This is a genomic window from Bacillus sp. NEAU-CP5 (assembly GCF_026420705.1).
In the GTDB taxonomy this organism is placed as follows: domain Bacteria; phylum Bacillota; class Bacilli; order Bacillales; family Bacillaceae; genus Bacillus; species Bacillus velezensis.
The window spans coordinates 357,431-372,454 of record NZ_JAPMOV010000001.1; the positions used below are offsets into that span (position 1 = coordinate 357,431).

15 protein-coding genes are annotated in these 15,024 nt (G+C 45.7%); all 15 read right to left on the reverse strand.

The window, feature by feature from the left end:
- Positions 1 to 42: 42 nt before the first annotated feature.
- The 15 genes from fliE to OTK50_RS01360 all read right to left on the reverse strand — a co-directional run bounded on the left by fliE (position 43) and on the right by OTK50_RS01360 (position 14,976).
- Positions 43 to 363 (reverse strand): flagellar hook-basal body complex protein FliE, encoded by a 321-nt coding sequence (gene fliE, locus OTK50_RS01290; protein WP_045207408.1) that lies wholly within the window; start codon positions 361 to 363, stop codon positions 43 to 45.
- A gap of 10 nt (positions 364 to 373) precedes the next feature.
- Positions 374 to 826, reverse strand: a complete 453-nt coding sequence (flgC, locus tag OTK50_RS01295; RefSeq protein WP_007409776.1) for a flagellar basal body rod protein FlgC — start codon at positions 824 to 826, stop codon at positions 374 to 376.
- Positions 826 to 1,215, reverse strand: a complete 390-nt coding sequence (gene flgB, locus OTK50_RS01300; RefSeq protein ID WP_003154260.1) for a flagellar basal body rod protein FlgB — start codon at positions 1,213 to 1,215, stop codon at positions 826 to 828. Before flgB ends, flgC begins: the two co-directional genes overlap by 1 nt.
- A gap of 353 nt (positions 1,216 to 1,568) precedes the next feature.
- Entirely contained in the window at positions 1,569 to 2,348 is a 780-nt protein-coding gene (codY, locus tag OTK50_RS01305) for a GTP-sensing pleiotropic transcriptional regulator CodY (protein ID WP_003154263.1), read from the reverse strand.
- A 37-nt stretch (positions 2,349 to 2,385) separates the two neighbouring features.
- Complete coding sequence (hslU, locus tag OTK50_RS01310; RefSeq protein WP_007611413.1) at positions 2,386 to 3,789, reverse strand: HslU--HslV peptidase ATPase subunit; 1,404 nt, start codon at positions 3,787 to 3,789, stop codon at positions 2,386 to 2,388.
- A gap of 16 nt (positions 3,790 to 3,805) precedes the next feature.
- On the reverse strand, positions 3,806 to 4,351 hold the full coding sequence (gene hslV, locus OTK50_RS01315) for an ATP-dependent protease subunit HslV (protein ID WP_003154267.1): 546 nt from the start codon (positions 4,349 to 4,351) through the stop codon (positions 3,806 to 3,808).
- A gap of 15 nt (positions 4,352 to 4,366) precedes the next feature.
- A complete protein-coding gene (xerC, locus tag OTK50_RS01320) occupies positions 4,367 to 5,284 on the reverse strand; it encodes a tyrosine recombinase XerC (RefSeq protein WP_007409774.1) in 918 nt (305 codons plus the stop codon).
- 69 nt (positions 5,285 to 5,353) lie between these two features.
- A complete protein-coding gene (trmFO, locus tag OTK50_RS01325; protein WP_012117550.1) occupies positions 5,354 to 6,661 on the reverse strand; it encodes an FADH(2)-oxidizing methylenetetrahydrofolate--tRNA-(uracil(54)-C(5))-methyltransferase TrmFO in 1,308 nt (435 codons plus the stop codon).
- A 64-nt stretch (positions 6,662 to 6,725) separates the two neighbouring features.
- The gene (topA, locus tag OTK50_RS01330) at positions 6,726 to 8,801 is read right to left on the reverse strand and encodes a type I DNA topoisomerase (protein WP_007409771.1); all 2,076 of its coding nucleotides are present in this window, start codon (positions 8,799 to 8,801) and stop codon (positions 6,726 to 6,728) included.
- A 181-nt stretch (positions 8,802 to 8,982) separates the two neighbouring features.
- Positions 8,983 to 9,882, reverse strand: coding sequence for a DNA-processing protein DprA (gene dprA / locus OTK50_RS01335; protein ID WP_029325906.1), 900 nt, complete (start codon positions 9,880 to 9,882; stop codon positions 8,983 to 8,985).
- 65 nt (positions 9,883 to 9,947) lie between these two features.
- Positions 9,948 to 10,850: a succinate--CoA ligase subunit alpha gene (gene sucD / locus OTK50_RS01340; protein WP_224224259.1), complete on the reverse strand. Its 903-nt coding sequence runs from the start codon at positions 10,848 to 10,850 to the stop codon at positions 9,948 to 9,950.
- Positions 10,851 to 10,878: 28 nt separating this feature from the next.
- Positions 10,879 to 12,036: an ADP-forming succinate--CoA ligase subunit beta gene (gene sucC / locus OTK50_RS01345; RefSeq protein WP_003154283.1), complete on the reverse strand. Its 1,158-nt coding sequence runs from the start codon at positions 12,034 to 12,036 to the stop codon at positions 10,879 to 10,881.
- Positions 12,037 to 12,210: 174 nt separating this feature from the next.
- Positions 12,211 to 12,492 carry a FlhB-like flagellar biosynthesis protein gene (locus OTK50_RS01350; RefSeq protein WP_007409769.1) on the reverse strand — a complete coding sequence of 94 codons (282 nt, stop codon included), beginning with the start codon at positions 12,490 to 12,492 and terminating at the stop codon, positions 12,211 to 12,213.
- Positions 12,489 to 14,192, reverse strand: a complete 1,704-nt coding sequence (locus OTK50_RS01355) for a glycosyl transferase (RefSeq protein ID WP_224224258.1) — start codon at positions 14,190 to 14,192, stop codon at positions 12,489 to 12,491. Before OTK50_RS01355 ends, OTK50_RS01350 begins: the two co-directional genes overlap by 4 nt.
- 16 nt (positions 14,193 to 14,208) lie before the next feature.
- Positions 14,209 to 14,976 (reverse strand): ribonuclease HII, encoded by a 768-nt coding sequence (locus tag OTK50_RS01360; protein WP_007611398.1) that lies wholly within the window; start codon positions 14,974 to 14,976, stop codon positions 14,209 to 14,211.
- Positions 14,977 to 15,024 lie beyond the last annotated feature (48 nt).

Sequence of the window (15,024 nt, forward strand, 5' to 3'; positions counted from 1 at the left end):
GTTAACCCCCGGTCATTCCAGTCATTCTCTTCAATCTGACCACTACATCTGCATTCTCATGATTTCCTGATAGGCTTCCACGGCTTTATTGCGGAATTCGGTAGCGGCCGTCAGAGAAATATTTGCTTTTTGGGCAGCGATCATGACCTCGTCAAGGTTTACATCCTTTCCTGCAGCCAGTTCGTTCGTTATTTGGTCAGATTTTACTTGTGACTCATTTAACGAATCAATAGAGTTTTTTAAAAGCTCCGAAAAGCTTGTTTGGTTTGAAGAATCAGTTTTTTGAGTTTGGTTTAATTGATTCGTTACGTTTTGAGTGTTTTGGATTTGTTGAAGCTGAAAAGGAGTAATAGCGTTAACCACTTACATCACCTTACTTTCCGATTTCTAAAGCCTTCAAAAGCATGCCTTTGGAGGCGTTTAATGCAGTTACGTTTGCTTCATATGATCTCGAGCTGCTGACAAGATCCACCATTTCCTTTAATGGATCTACATTTGGTTTTTGTACATATCCGTCTTTATTCGCATCAGGATTCTCCGGATCATAAACGAGATTAAAAGCGGACGGGTCTTCCGTAACACCAGATACCTTTACGCCACTTCCCGCGCTTCCTGTTCCGTTCATCTTGGAATGTAAAAGGGACGAAAATGATTCGCCTCCGGATTGGAGAGATACCAACTTTCTTCTGTAAGGCACCCATTCGCCATTTACCTGCTTCGCTCTCGTTGTATCCATATTGGCCAGGTTGGACGATACGACGTCCATCCGGACACGCTGTGCAGTTAAAGCGGAACCCGAAATATTTAAGCTTTGAAAGCCACTCATTATTTTCCTCCTGTCAAGACGGTTTTCAGAGAATTGAATTTGCCGCTCATTCTTTCAACCAAAGCCTGATAATTAATTTGGTTTTCGGCTAAATCTGTCATTTCTTTGTCGATATCGACATTGTTTCCGTTTTGCTGGTACGATGTATCACTGCTGGACACGATAGAATAATCGTCCCCCGAACCCGTAAAGTCAACGTGCCGATAGTCGGTTTTTACAGCCTCAAGATTGGATGTTTCCTGATCTAACAAATTTCGGAAAGAGACTTTTTTTGCCTTGTAGTTCGGTGTATCTATATTGGCGATATTATTAGTTAAGACTTTTTGCTTAATGTCCGCTCTCCCCAAGGCATTCTCAAGATTTTGTATAGTTCCAGAAAATAAGTCCAAATCCACTTACCTCCATTTCAGATATTTTTCTCCTAAAAATCCTTGTCGAGAATTGTAAAACCATATGCTTATTGTAAGAAATAACAGGCTTAAAGTCTATGAAGTTAGGCTAAAAAAAAGTGCTCAATTATATCTATTTTGTATGTAGGTATTAAGTCCTAGAATATTTGTACTACAAGGATTTGTTTAATATTAGACTGAAAATAGCAGAATTTCTGTATCTTCCTCCTTTTTTCACACAGCAAGATGGATTATCTCAGATCAGATTCCAATAAGCAACTTTAAACTGCAACTTTTCACCTATTGTCCATAAAAAAAGCAGGACGCCCATTTTTAGGGATCCTGCTTTTGTCTTAATGAGATTTAAGGTTTTCCAATTCAATAAGGAATTTGTTGTTCAGAACTTTAATGTACGTCCCCTTCATTCCCAGTGATCTGGATTCAATGACGCCTGCGCTTTCCAGCTTTCTCAGCGCGTTAACGATTACTGAACGCGTAATGCCGACACGGTCCGCAATCTTACTTGCCACAAGCAAGCCTTCGTTTCCGTCAAGCTCTTCAAAGATATGCTCAATCGCTTCAAGTTCACTGTAAGACAGAGAACTGATCGCCATTTGAACAACCGCTTTGCTTCGCGCCTCTTCTTCGATTTCTTCCGCTTTTTCTCTTAAAATCTCCATTCCTACAACGGTTGCTCCGTATTCAGCAAGAATGAGATCATCATCTTCAAATTGATCCTGCAGACGGGACAGAATGAGCGTGCCCAGTCTCTCTCCTCCGCCGATGATCGGCACGATCGTTGTTAAGCCTGCTTGGAACAGGTCTCTGTTTTCTACAGGAAACGCCGTGTATTCGCTGTTGATATCAAGGTTTGAAGACGTCTCCGGAACATTGAACAGATTTCTCGTGTACTCTTCCGGGAACTGGCGGTCTTCAAGCATTTTTTTCATGCGGTCATTTTCAATCTGCTGATTAATAGAGTAGCCCAAAAGCTTTCCTCTGCGGCTGACGACGAAAATATTAGAATCAATGACGTCACGAAGCGTTTCAGCCATTTCTTTAAAGTTTACGGGTTTGCCTGCCGCAGCCTGCAGCATGCTGTTAATAATTCGTGTTTTTTGTAGTAAAGCCATGATAAATAATCCTCCTAGAATTCCTCTTATTAAATTTTCACAATATAAATTGACTTAGATCTTTGTTGTTTGCAATCGTTCCGAGCTTTTCTTCAACGTATTGCGGCGTGATAGCGACTTTTTCCATCGTCACGTCCGGCGCTTCAAACGACAGGTCTTCCAAGAGACGTTCCAATATCGTGTGAAGCCTTCTCGCTCCGATGTTGTCCGTATCCTGATTCACATGATAAGCTACTTCGGCGATCTTACGAATAGCTTCGTCAGAAAATTCAAGAGATATACCTTCTGTCTGCAATAAAGCCTGATATTGTTTTAACAGCGCGTTATCGGGTTCGACGAGAATCTTCACAAAATCATCTACTGTCAGCTTGCTCAATTCTACACGAATCGGAAAGCGGCCCTGCAGCTCCGGAATCAGATCAGACGGTTTGGCCATATGGAATGCCCCGGCTGCGATAAACAGCACGTGATCTGTTTTGACGGAGCCGTATTTCGTGACGACGGTAGATCCTTCGACAATCGGAAGGATATCTCTTTGAACGCCTTCTCTCGATACATCTGCTGAGGAAGAAGCCCCTCCGTTTTTTGCGATTTTATCTATTTCGTCAATAAAGATAATGCCGCCCTCTTCAGCTCTTAACACGGCCTCTTGGCCGACTTCATCCATATCGATTAATTTGCCTGCCTCTTCATTGGTCAGAACCTTCCTTGCTTCTCTGACCGTCATTTTGCGGCGTTTTTTCTTTTTTGGCACCAGATTGCTCAGCGCATCCTGCATATTCATGCCCATCTGCTCCATCCCGGAGCCTTGCAGCATGTCAAACATCGACGGCTGCTGCTCTTCCACCTCTACGGAGACGTAATGGTCTTCGAGCTCTCCCAATGCGAGCTGATGCGCCATGCGCTTTCTTTTCTCTTCAAGGCTTGCTTCTTCCTGCTGGTCGGCTTCATCATCATTTGCCGCCTGGCTTCCTCCGAAAAGCATTTCAAACGGATTTTTCACTCCCGCTTGTTTTTTCTTTCCCGGAACGAGAAGCCGCACTATACGTTTGTTTGCATTTTCTTCAGCCTGTTCTTTCACTTCGCTGATTTTTTCTTCTTTAATGAGCCGCACGGATGTCTCAACGAGGTCTCTGACCATTGATTCGACATCTCTGCCTACATAGCCGACTTCTGTAAATTTTGTCGCTTCAATTTTTATAAATGGCGCACCGGTAAGCTTGGCGATCCGTCTGGCGATCTCTGTTTTCCCCACCCCGGTCGGGCCCATCATCAGGATGTTTTTGGGAACGATCTCGTCTCTCAGTTTTTCATCAAGAAGACTTCTGCGATAGCGGTTTCTTAATGCCACGGCGACAGCTTTTTTTGCATCCTGCTGTCCTACAATGTATTGATCCAACCGATCTACGATTTGTCTCGGTGTTAACGGTTTGTTTTCCATGCGCCTCAAGTCCTTTCTATTCAAGTTCTTCCAAAATGATCTGATCGTTTGTGTACACACAAATCTCGCCCGCGATTTTCAAAGCGGCTTTTGCAATATCTTTGGCGGACAGATTCTCTCCGGCATAGGTTTTCAGCGCTCTTCCTGCTGACAGGGCGTAGTTTCCGCCGGAGCCGATTGCCAAAATGCCGTCATCCGGCTCAATCACTTCACCTGTTCCCGATACGAGAAGCAAGGTATCCTGGTTCATGACAATCAGCATGGCTTCCAGCTTGCGCAGCACTTTATCGCTGCGCCATTCTTTCGCAAGCTCAACCGACGCACGTTTTAAATTGCCGTTGTATTCTTCAAGCTTCGCCTCAAACATTTCAAAAAGTGTGAAAGCGTCTGCAACAGATCCTGCAAATCCGGCCAGAACCTTTCCATTAAACAGTTTTCTCACTTTTCTCGCGGTATGTTTCATGACTACAGCCTGACCGAATGTGACCTGGCCGTCTCCTGACATAGCGCTTTTCCCGTTATGCTGGACGGCAAAAATCGTTGTCGCATGAAAAGATGACATGAGAAGGGCCTCCTTTTAATTTTCTTTAAAAGCTCTCGGGTGGTGGGACATATATGTGTTTCTCAGCATTTCCTTCGATACATGCGTGTATATCTGCGTAGAAGACAGATTGGAATGGCCCAAAAGCTCCTGGACGCTTCTTAAATCAGCCCCTTCATTCAGCAGATGAGTCGCAAACGTGTGCCGAAGCATATGCGGGTGTATATGTAAAGTGCCGGATGCTTTTTTTACAAGCCCGCTTAAAATATACCGGATTCCTCTGGCGGTCAGCGGGCCGCCTCTTTGATTGACAAACAGCACATCATGAGGCTCTTTTGCTTTTTCAAGCAGGCACTGCCTTCCGCTGTTAATATACAGCTCCAGCGCATCACGGGCATATGAGCCGAACGGGATATAGCGCTGCTTCTTGCCTTTCCCGTGAACGAGCACCGTATCCATGAACAGGTCAAGATCGCCGACAGTGAGCGTACAGCACTCACTGACCCTCATTCCGGTCGCATAAAGAAGCTCAAGCAGGGCCTGATCGCGCATCCCTGACGGCTGACTTCTGTCTGAAACAGCGAATAGTTCCTCAAGTTCTTTTTCATAAAGAAACTTCGGAATCCGTTTCTCTTGTTTCGGCAGATGAACAAGCTGAAACGGATTCTCTTCAACAAGCTTTTCCCTCATTAAAAATTTATAGAAGCTTCTCAAAGCTGAAATTTTCTTGCTGATTGTTTTTCTTGACAGGCCTTTTTCATAAGCCTCTGTCAAAAATATTCTCACATCATGATATGCAGCTTCTTTCATTCCATTTATATTTTGAGCATGCAGAAACATCCCAAATTCTTCAATCGAATTAACATAATTCACAATAGTATATTGTGAATAATTTTTTTCAATTTGTAAATATTCAACGAATAACTTTAAAAAAAAGTTAACATTCTCAGTCATTATGAAGACCTCCCTCTCCGAAGGGCTTTTAAATGGTATCATATAATGCATCGAAGTTGCAATGAAAAGCTATATCGTTTTCGAAATAGTTTGAATAGTTTCAATTGCGCGTTTAGCGTATTCTTCATTTCTTTCTTTTTTGTTTTTAATTTTTACAGGCAATTCTTTTAAGAGGCCGAAGTTTGCATTCATCGGCTGGAAGTTCTTCTGATTTGTCGTCGTAATGTAGTGAGCCATGCTTCCGATTGCCGTCTCCTGCGGGAATGTCACAAGATCCTGACCGAGCACAAGTTTGGCGGCATTGATTCCCGCTACAAGACCTGAAGCGGCAGATTCAACATAACCCTCTACGCCGGTCATTTGGCCCGCGAAAAACAGATCGTTCCGCTGTTTAAATTGATATGTCGGGTTCAAAAGGCTCGGTGAGTTGATAAATGTGTTTCTGTGCATGACGCCGTATCTGACGATATCAACATTTTCAAGGCCGGGGATCAGTTTAAGCACTTCTTTTTGGTCTCCCCATTTTAAATGTGTCTGAAAACCTACAATATTATAAAGCGTTCCCGCCGCATCATCCTGTCTGAGCTGAACGACTGCATAAGGGCGCTTGCCTGTTTTCGGATCTTCCAGTCCGACCGGTTTCATCGGTCCGAACAGCATCGTTTTCTTGCCTCTTTTCGCCATGACTTCAATCGGCATGCAGCCTTCAAAGAAGATTTCTTTTTCGAATTCTTTTAAAGGTACCGTCTCAGCCGTCGTCAATGCTTCATAGAAACGGTCGAACTCTTCCTCTGTCATCGGGCAGTTTAAGTACGCCGCTTCTCCCTTGTCATAACGGGATTTTAAGTACACTTTCTCCATATCAAGGCTGTCTTTTTCGACAATCGGCGCAGCCGCGTCATAAAAATACAGATACTCTTCTCCCGTGAGCTCTTTCAGCTGCTGTGAAAGCGATTCTGACGTAAGCGGTCCGGTCGCGATAACAGTCGGGCCTTCCGGAATCTCTGTTACTTCCTCAGTAAGAACCGTTACGTTCGGATGGTTTTTCACAAGATCCGTCACGCTTTGCGCAAATTCATGACGGTCAACGGCAAGCGCTCCTCCGGCCGGAACCGAGCATTTATCAGCAGATTGAATGATTGCCGAGTCAAGCGCCCGCATTTCTTCCTTTAATACCCCTACCGCATTGGCGAGTGTATTTGAACGGAGGGAGTTGCTGCATACCAGTTCGGCGAATTTATCAGTATGATGGGCTGCCGTCTGCCTGACGGGCCGCATTTCATATAGTTTCACTTGAATTCCTCGTTTTGCAAGCTGCCATGCCGCTTCACTTCCGGCAAGGCCTGCTCCGATTACATTAACTGTTTGCTGGTTCATTTCTTTTCATCTCCTGTTGTTTGTCCCTTCCACACAAAGAAGGTGAGCAAGGCTCTGCTCACCGCTACTTCTGTGGTTCTTCCTTATAATCGCATTCGACGCATTGGACTTGTATGCCTTTTTTAAGCTTTTTCTCTACGAGCATATTTTCACATTTCGGGCATTTTCGTTCAATCGGTTTGTCCCAAGATACGAAGTCGCATTCAGGATAACGGTCACAGCCGTAAAAGATGCGTTTCTTTTTTGATTTTCGTTCGACAATGTTTCCTTCATGGCACTTAGGGCATTTTACGCCGATTTGTTTGACAATCGGTTTTGTATTCCGGCAGTCAGGGAAGTTGGAGCACGCCATAAATTTGCCGTATCGGCCCATTTTATAAACCATCCGGGAGCCGCATAACTCACAATCTTCATCGGCGTATTCAGGTTCAATTTCCACTTCTTTCATTTCGGCTTCCGCTTTTTTCACGCGTTTTTCGAAATCAGTATAGAAGCTGTCAATGATTTGAACCCATTCTGTCTGGCCATCTTCAACATGGTCAAGGTCTCTTTCCATTTTAGCCGTGAATTCAACGTTAATGATTTCCGGGAAAAACTCCATGATAAGATCCAGCACGATCTGCCCAAGCTCAGTCGGCACAAACCGTTTATTGTCTAATCCCACGTAACCGCGGCGCTGGATGGTGTCAAGAGTCGGCGCATATGTCGAAGGACGGCCGATCCCCAGTTCTTCAAGCGTTTTAACCAGGCGCGCCTCTGTATAACGCGGAGGCGGCTGAGTAAAGTGCTGCTCAGGCTCAATATCTTTCGATAAAACCGTGTCTCCCTCTTTAAGGTCCGGAAGCATGCGGTCTTTTTCTTCCAGCTGATCGTCTTTACCCTCTACATAGACTTTCATGAAGCCGGCGAATTTGACTTTACTTCCGTTTGCCCGGAATGTCAATCCGTTATTGCTGAGATCGACGCTCATCGTATCAAGGACGGCAGGCGCCATCTGGCTTGCAACAAAGCGCTCCCAAATCAGCTTGTATAATCTGAGCTGGTCTCTTCCAAGCACCGCTTTTAAGTCGGCAGGTTTTCTGAGCACCGAAGTCGGACGGATCGCTTCGTGGGCATCTTGAGCGTTTTCATTTTTCTTTGCCGGTTTCCGTTTTCCCGCTAAGTACTCTTTTCCGTACGCCTGATCAATAAAAGCTGACGCTTCTTCAACGGCTGTATTGGAAATCCGCGTTGAGTCCGTTCTCATATACGTGATGAGCCCGACTGTCCCTTCTTTGCCGAGATCAATTCCTTCATATAATTGCTGCGCGATCATCATCGTTTTCTTCGCTCTGAAATTCAGCTTTCTTGCAGCCTCCTGCTGCAGAGTGGACGTTGTAAACGGCAGAGCGGGATTTCGTTTGCGCTCTTTTTTCGTAACCTTGTCAACTGTATACTTATTGCCTTTCAGCTGAGCAAGGATGGCTTTTACGTCTTCTTCGCTTTTTAAAGGAAGCTTTTTGCCGTTTTTTCCGAAAAATCCGGCTTCAAACGTCTCTTTTCCCTTTAAAAATGAGCCGGTAATCGTCCAGTACTCTTCAGGTTTAAAGTCATTGATTTCCTTTTCCCGGTCGATGATCAGCCGGAGCGCAACGGATTGCACACGGCCCGCACTGAGGCCTTTTTTTACTTTTTTCCAAAGAATCGGGCTGATTTTGTATCCGACGAGTCTGTCTAGTATGCGGCGCGCCTGCTGCGCATCGACAAGATCCATATTAATCATGCGCGGATGTTTAAATGATTCTTTAATGGCGTCTTTCGTTATTTCATTAAAGACGACCCGGCAGTCCGAGCTGAGATCCAGATCAAGGCTGTGTGCGAGATGCCATGCAATCGCTTCCCCTTCTCTGTCGGGGTCGGCCGCGAGATAGACTTTTTTTGCTTTCTTTGCCGCTGTTTTTAATTCTTTTAAAACAGGGCCTTTTCCGCGGATCGTAATATATTTCGGTTCAAAGTTCTGTTCGATGTCAACTCCCATTTGACTTTTCGGAAGATCCCGGACATGTCCCATTGAAGCTTTGACTTTATATTTCTTCCCTAAATAACGTTCAATCGTTTTCGCCTTTGCCGGCGATTCCACGATGACTAGATAATCAGACATTTTCATCCCCCTCAAGAGGTGTTCTCTCTCTTTTCAAGTATCAATTCATTTTAGAGCTGCCTTTTTATGGCTTTCAACATTTCATTCTTTATGATGAACGTCATTTTATACATGAAAATAATGTGCAACTTTAAATCCTCACTATTATTAAATATTACAATACCGTTTGTCAAACGATATTTCAAAAGGGTTCCGTATACTGAACGCATCGGGCGGTCAGCTCTCCGTCAATATCCTCTGCGCATAATACAGCTTTCGCCCCTTCTTGAATGAGTTTTATAGGTCCTCCGGAATATGGATTAAATATGGAACCCGGAACGGCAAATACCTCTCTGCCTTGATCGAGAGCCTGGTAAGCTGTGATTAATGAACCGCTTTTTTCTTTTCCCTGCACGACCACAATTCCTTCACTTAGTCCGCTGATTATGCGGTTTCTCATCGGAAAGTGCCATTTTTTCGGCTTTGTTTCAGGAGGATGTTCTGAGAGTAGGAGATGGTGTTCAGCCATGTATTCTGCTAACAGGAGATTTTCCCGGGGATAGATGTGATGGAATCCGCCGGCTATCACGCCGATCGTAAGCCCTTTTGCCCTGATGCTCGCCTTATGAGACAATCCGTCTATACCGGATGCAAGCCCGCTTACAATGACCCAGCCTTTTTTTGAGAGTTCGGCGGAAAGATGCCCAACCGCTTTTATTCCGTCTTCCGTCGGTTTCCGCGTTCCTACAATCCCGATTTTTCTGCCTTTTTCAAGAAGCAGCGTGTTCCCTTTTGCATACAAGACAGCCGGCGGATCATAAATCGCTTTAAGCCATGTTGGATAACGGCTTGATGAAATCGGAATGACAGTAATGCCTTTGCGGCGGTAATCGGACAGAACTTCATCAAGTTCCGGATCCTTGCGCTCTATTTCCCGAAAAATTGCTTCCGGGGCTGTTTTCCCTTCTGATAAAACAGTTAATGGATGCGGATCCGGTAAAAAAGACAGAGAGTGATCAGCTTTCCACCATTTTAATAGAAGAGACGGGGAAATGATTTGATTAATACTGCAGACCATTAAACAGCGCGATGCTTGATCCAAATCTGGCAACCTCCTCTTTTTTTCAGCAAAAACAGGAACAGCCGTTACGGCTGCCCCTGCTTCGATCAGTGCGTTTTGCACGTTTCAAATAAGCCTTTTTCTTTTAACACCTTAATCAGCGTTTCACCCATTACAGAAGGGGTTTCCGCGACTTCAATTCCGCAGGCGTTCATCGTTTTGACTTTTTCTTCTGCCGTGCCTTTTCCTCCGGAGATGATGGCGCCCGCATGGCCCATGCGTTTTCCCGGAGGCGCGGTTTTACCGCCGATAAAGCCGACAACAGGCTTCGTCATGTTCGCTTTCACCCACTCAGCCGCTTCTTCTTCAGCTGTGCCGCCGATTTCTCCGATCATGATGACGGCATGTGTTTCTGGATCTTCATTGAACGCTTTTAACACGTCAATAAAGTTCGTGCCGTTGACCGGATCGCCGCCGATCCCTACAGCGGTAGATTGGCCTACGCCGGCTTCTGAAAGCTGATGGACGGCCTCGTATGTCAATGTTCCTGAACGGGATACAACGCCTACATGACCCTTTTTATGAATGTATCCCGGCATAATGCCGATCTTGCATTCTTCAGGTGTAATAACACCCGGGCAGTTCGGCCCTATTAATCTCGTTTTCTTGCCTTCCATAAAGCGCTTCACTTTCACCATGTCCAAAACCGGAATGTGCTCAGTGATACAAATGACAAGATCAATTTCCGCGTCAACCGCTTCCATAATTGCGTCCGCCGCAAACGGAGCCGGCACGTAAATAACTGACGCATCAGCGCCCGTTGTATGAACCGCTTCTGCGACCGTATTGAATACCGGTACGCCTTCCGCTTCCGTTCCGCCTTTTCCAGGTGTTACACCGCCAACGATATTCGTGCCGTATTCCAGCATCTGCTTTGTATGAAATAAAGCGGTAGAACCTGTAATCCCCTGTACAACAACTCTTGTATCTTTATTGATAAAAACACTCATTATCTGGTCCCCTGCCTTTCATTCTTTCCTAAACTAAGGATACGATTTTCTGTGCGCCGTCTGCCATTGATTCCGCAGATGTGATGTTTAAGCCTGATTCATTCAGGATTTTCTTTCCTAAATCTACGTTTGTCCCTTCAAGGCGCACGACCAGCGGCAATGTCAATCCGACTTGTCTCGTCGCTTCAACAACGCCCTCGGCGATGACATCACACTTCATGATGCCTCCGAAAATATTAACGAAAATTCCTTTTACGTTTTGATCGGAAAGAATGATTTTAAAAGCTTCCGTAACTTTTTCTGCGGTTGCGCCGCCCCCGACATCAAGGAAGTTTGCAGGTTCTCCGCCGTAGTGTTTAATGATATCCATTGTAGACATTGCAAGACCCGCGCCGTTTACCATGCAGCCGATATTTCCATCAAGGGAAATGTAGCTTAAATCGTATTTTGACGCTTCGATTTCTTTCGGATCTTCTTCATCTAAATCTCTGTATTCCATAATGTCTTTTTGTCTGTATAACGCATTGCTGTCGAAGTTCAGCTTAGCATCCAGCGCCATGACGTTTCCGTCCCCCGTAACGACGAGAGGGTTGATCTCGGCGATGGAGCAGTCCTTCTCAACAAATGCTTTATATAAGCCGAGCATAAATTTAGCGGCTTTGCCGACAAGCTCTTTCGGGATGTTAATTGCGAATGCAATTTCCCTTGCCTGATAGCCCTGAAGGCCGACAGCCGGATCAATTACCGCTTTTTTAATTTTTTCAGGTGTTTTTTCCGCTACTTCTTCAATCTCCGTTCCGCCTTCTTCAGACGCCATTAAAACGATTCTTGAAGTAGCGCGGTCAAGTACAAGCCCGACATAGTATTCCTTTTTAATATCGCAGCCTTCTTCAATAAGTAAGCGTTTTATTACTTGTCCGTCCGGACCCGTTTGATGTGTGACGAGCGTCTTGCCTAACAGTTCTTCGGCATACTCTTTCACTTCATCTTTTGTTTTTGCAATCTTTACCCCACCAGCTTTGCCGCGGCCGCCAGCATGGATTTGCGCCTTTACGACATAAACCGAGCTTGACAGGCTCTCTGCTTTTTCAACTGCTTCCTCTGCTGTAAAAGCCACTTTACCTTCAGGAACAGACACCCCGTATTTTCTGAGGACTTCTTTTCCCTGGTACTCATGGATATTCATTTCCCATCCTCCTAACTTATGTAGCAAAACTAAAAATAGACTGCGCTTTCATTCTATATAATACTGGAAGAATTGTCTAGGGTTCAAAACAAAATCTTTATATCCTTCCAAACATTCTAACTTTTATTTTATTGAAAATATAAATTTAAACGGAGTCTGGGAAATGAATGGTCCTTATTTTTCGTTTTTCAGGGTTTCGTCCAGTCTGTAAACAAATGAAAAAATTTCGGCAACGGTTTCATAAAGCGCCTCCGGTATCTGATCGTCAACCGTCAAATGGCGCATTAATTCGACAAGGGTTCTGTCTTCCTGAATAGGGACCCCAGCCTTCTCAGCTTCTTTTATAATATTTTCCGCCACGTGCCCCCTGCCTGTTGCGACAACCTTCGGGGCTTGGTCTTTCTGCCGGTCGTAATGCAGGGCGACAGCTCTTCTTAACGGCGTTTGCTCTTTCATATTTTCACATCCACTTTTCTTCCGCCGTCTTTTTCTATAAACTCTTCCACAAGAGCGCTCTGGTCTTTCGGGCGCCGTTTTTTAGACGTGACGCCTGACAGGCTGAAGCCCGTTTCTTTTACGGCTTCTTTTAAAGCCGGTACGAGAGGGTCGATGGCCGCCTGAAGCTCAAAATCAGTCTCAACCGTAATGGTCATTACATTTTGCTGAATCATGCAGTCCACAACGGTTTCTTGCAGTGTTTCAAGATGCAGCAAAAACAGGAGCCTGCAATGTGACGGATCGAGTTTTCCGTCCGGCTTCTTCCGTCCTTTAAAGAGAACTGTGATGTCATTCTCATACGCGGACGCTCCCAGCGGAAATGACAGCACCATCTGCGTAAAAGAAGGGTTATGCTGCTCAATAAACAGCTGGCCGTTTAATTTATGAATAAGCGGTTCCGCCTCTTGTTTAACGGATTGGGGCGCTTCTTGAAGCGTCCGGACGGCTTGGAGGGCTGTTTTCAGCGCTTGTTTCTCCGGCTGCGGAGACACGCCTTTTTCAAGCGCTGTAATGAATGATAATTCATCACGGGTGCCCAGTCCTTTTTTGATTTTCTGCAAAAGGCTTAATACATCATGTTTTTCCGCATATTTCAATTCGGTGAGCTGAACGGCTTTTTCGAAAACAGCCGCCTCCTGTTCTGTCAGATGTGCGTTTTGAAGAACAGGTGCTGTTTTTAATGTTCTTTCTTGAGAAATGAAAGCCTTAATGATCTCCGCCGTTACTTTTACGGGACGGTTTTCAGTTTTTTCTGCCGATGTCATTAATTTCTCTATAATCTGTTTTGCCGTTTTTTCAGGCAGTTCCGTATCTGTCCGTGCACTCGGAGGAGAAGGTTGGCTTGAGACTGCCTTTCCGTTTTCACGAGTCTCTCGGACAAATGGTGATTGTTTTGATTCCGTCCGTTCTCCTTCATTCATCAGCCCGGTTTCTGAAATCGGCATGCGTGCAGCCTCGGCAAGCTTCTTCAAGAGACGTTCTGCATGAAGATCCGTTTCCGCGTTTAACACGTCAGAAACCGCCTCTTTGAGCACAGACAGCTCTTTTGCCGATTGCGGAGCCTGATTGATTGCCTGAAGCAGTCCTGAGAGGAGGCGACGGGTCGGAACCGGATATTTAACGGCATGAATGGCTGACAAGACTTCCGGATGTGCGGGCAGTTCCCGTTTCAGCGCAAATACGATTGTTTCCGCCGCTTTTTTCAATTCGACCGCCGGAAGTGATTCAGCCCAGCGGATGCAGGCTTTGAGGCTGTTTTCCGTCATCGGCAGCTTCTGCTGCATAAATGTTTCGGCAATCTGCAGAGACACAGGACCTGATTTGACGGAAAGAGCGTTTAACAGTCTTCCCGCAGCTTCCTGAACGGTTTTCGGGCTTCCTTCGAATTGGTCGATGACATGAAGCCGGCCCGTTTTTTCCGCCGGCTGTTTGTCATAAGAAAACCAGTAATACGCCTGCGGACGAAGGGCGGTTTCAAGTTTTCCCTGCATCGTCCGGCCGCCGATTTGGATAAGAGCGCTTTGATCGTCCAGCAAACGGAGAACCTTCCCTAACAGCAGCCTTTGAGCGCCGCTGTCTTTACCGCCGTCTTGCCGGTCCGGAGGGATTTCCGCCGTCAGCTGTCTGAAAGCCGCTTGGATTTCGCCGCTTATGTTCATGTCTTAAGCCTCTTTTCTAACAATAAGATTGAACGGGAGCGAACGTTTTTCGGTGAATAGTTGTCGGTCCGTATGCCTGAAGAGCTTCAAGATGTTCTTTCGTTCCGTAGCCTTTATTTTTTTCAAAGCCGTACATGGGATAGGTTTTGGCGTACTCAGCCATGAGACGGTCCCGCGTTACTTTTGCTATGCAGGCTCCGGCGGCAATTGACACGCTTTTGGCATCCCCTTTTATAACTGATGACTGCGGAATGTCAAGCGGAAGGGTCATGGCATCAACAAGCAGATAATCAGGTGTTTCCGTTAAAGCATTGACGGCTTTTACCATCGCCAGTCTCGCGGCCTCATAAATGTTGATCCGGTCAATGACGTCCGCATGGACAATGCCGACTCCTACAGCGGCCGCTTCTTCCGTGATCCGGCTGTAATACTCCTCGAGCTTCTTTTCCGACAATTTCTTCGAGTCCGTGAGACCGAGAATCTCGCATTCTGCCGGCAAAATGACGGCGCCGGCGACAACCGGTCCGGCAAGCGGCCCTCTTCCGGCTTCGTCAACACCCGCAATCAGGCGAAAGCCCTTTTTGGATGACAGTCTTTCGTATGCCGTCATGTTCAGCCATTGCTCTTTAAGAGCTTTTTCCTTCGCGTGCTTTTTCAGCCATTGCTCTAAAAGCGTCTGTACGCTTTTTCTCGGGTCTTTCTCACATTGGGCAAGGAAGGGGTCGCTTTCGTCCCTGACCTCTTGCAGGCGTTCTTTTACGCTTTTTACGGTTAATGTATTCACGTTCTCTTCTCCCTTACATTATGTATATCGGTATTCTGCGGAAAAAAT

Bases quoted from the DNA above. Each gene is read 5' to 3' on its own strand.
- OTK50_RS01350 (WP_007409769.1), bottom strand. From the start codon at position 12,492: ATGAAAGAGCAAACGCCGTTAAGAAGAGCTGTCGCCCTGCATTACGAC.
- hslU (WP_007611413.1), bottom strand. From the start codon at position 3,789: ATGGAAAACAAACCGTTAACACCGAGACAAATCGTAGATCGGTTGGAT.
- sucD (WP_224224259.1), bottom strand. From the start codon at position 10,850: ATGAGTGTTTTTATCAATAAAGATACAAGAGTTGTTGTACAGGGGATT.
- xerC (WP_007409774.1), bottom strand. From the start codon at position 5,284: ATGACTGAGAATGTTAACTTTTTTTTAAAGTTATTCGTTGAATATTTA.
- trmFO (WP_012117550.1), bottom strand. From the start codon at position 6,661: ATGAACCAGCAAACAGTTAATGTAATCGGAGCAGGCCTTGCCGGAAGT.
- OTK50_RS01355 (WP_224224258.1), bottom strand. From the start codon at position 14,192: ATGAACATAAGCGGCGAAATCCAAGCGGCTTTCAGACAGCTGACGGCG.
- topA (WP_007409771.1), bottom strand. From the start codon at position 8,801: ATGTCTGATTATCTAGTCATCGTGGAATCGCCGGCAAAGGCGAAAACG.
- sucC (WP_003154283.1), bottom strand. From the start codon at position 12,036: ATGAATATCCATGAGTACCAGGGAAAAGAAGTCCTCAGAAAATACGGG.
- flgC (WP_007409776.1), bottom strand. From the start codon at position 826: ATGAGTGGCTTTCAAAGCTTAAATATTTCGGGTTCCGCTTTAACTGCA.
- hslV (WP_003154267.1), bottom strand. From the start codon at position 4,351: ATGTCATCTTTTCATGCGACAACGATTTTTGCCGTCCAGCATAACGGG.
- codY (WP_003154263.1), bottom strand. From the start codon at position 2,348: ATGGCTTTACTACAAAAAACACGAATTATTAACAGCATGCTGCAGGCT.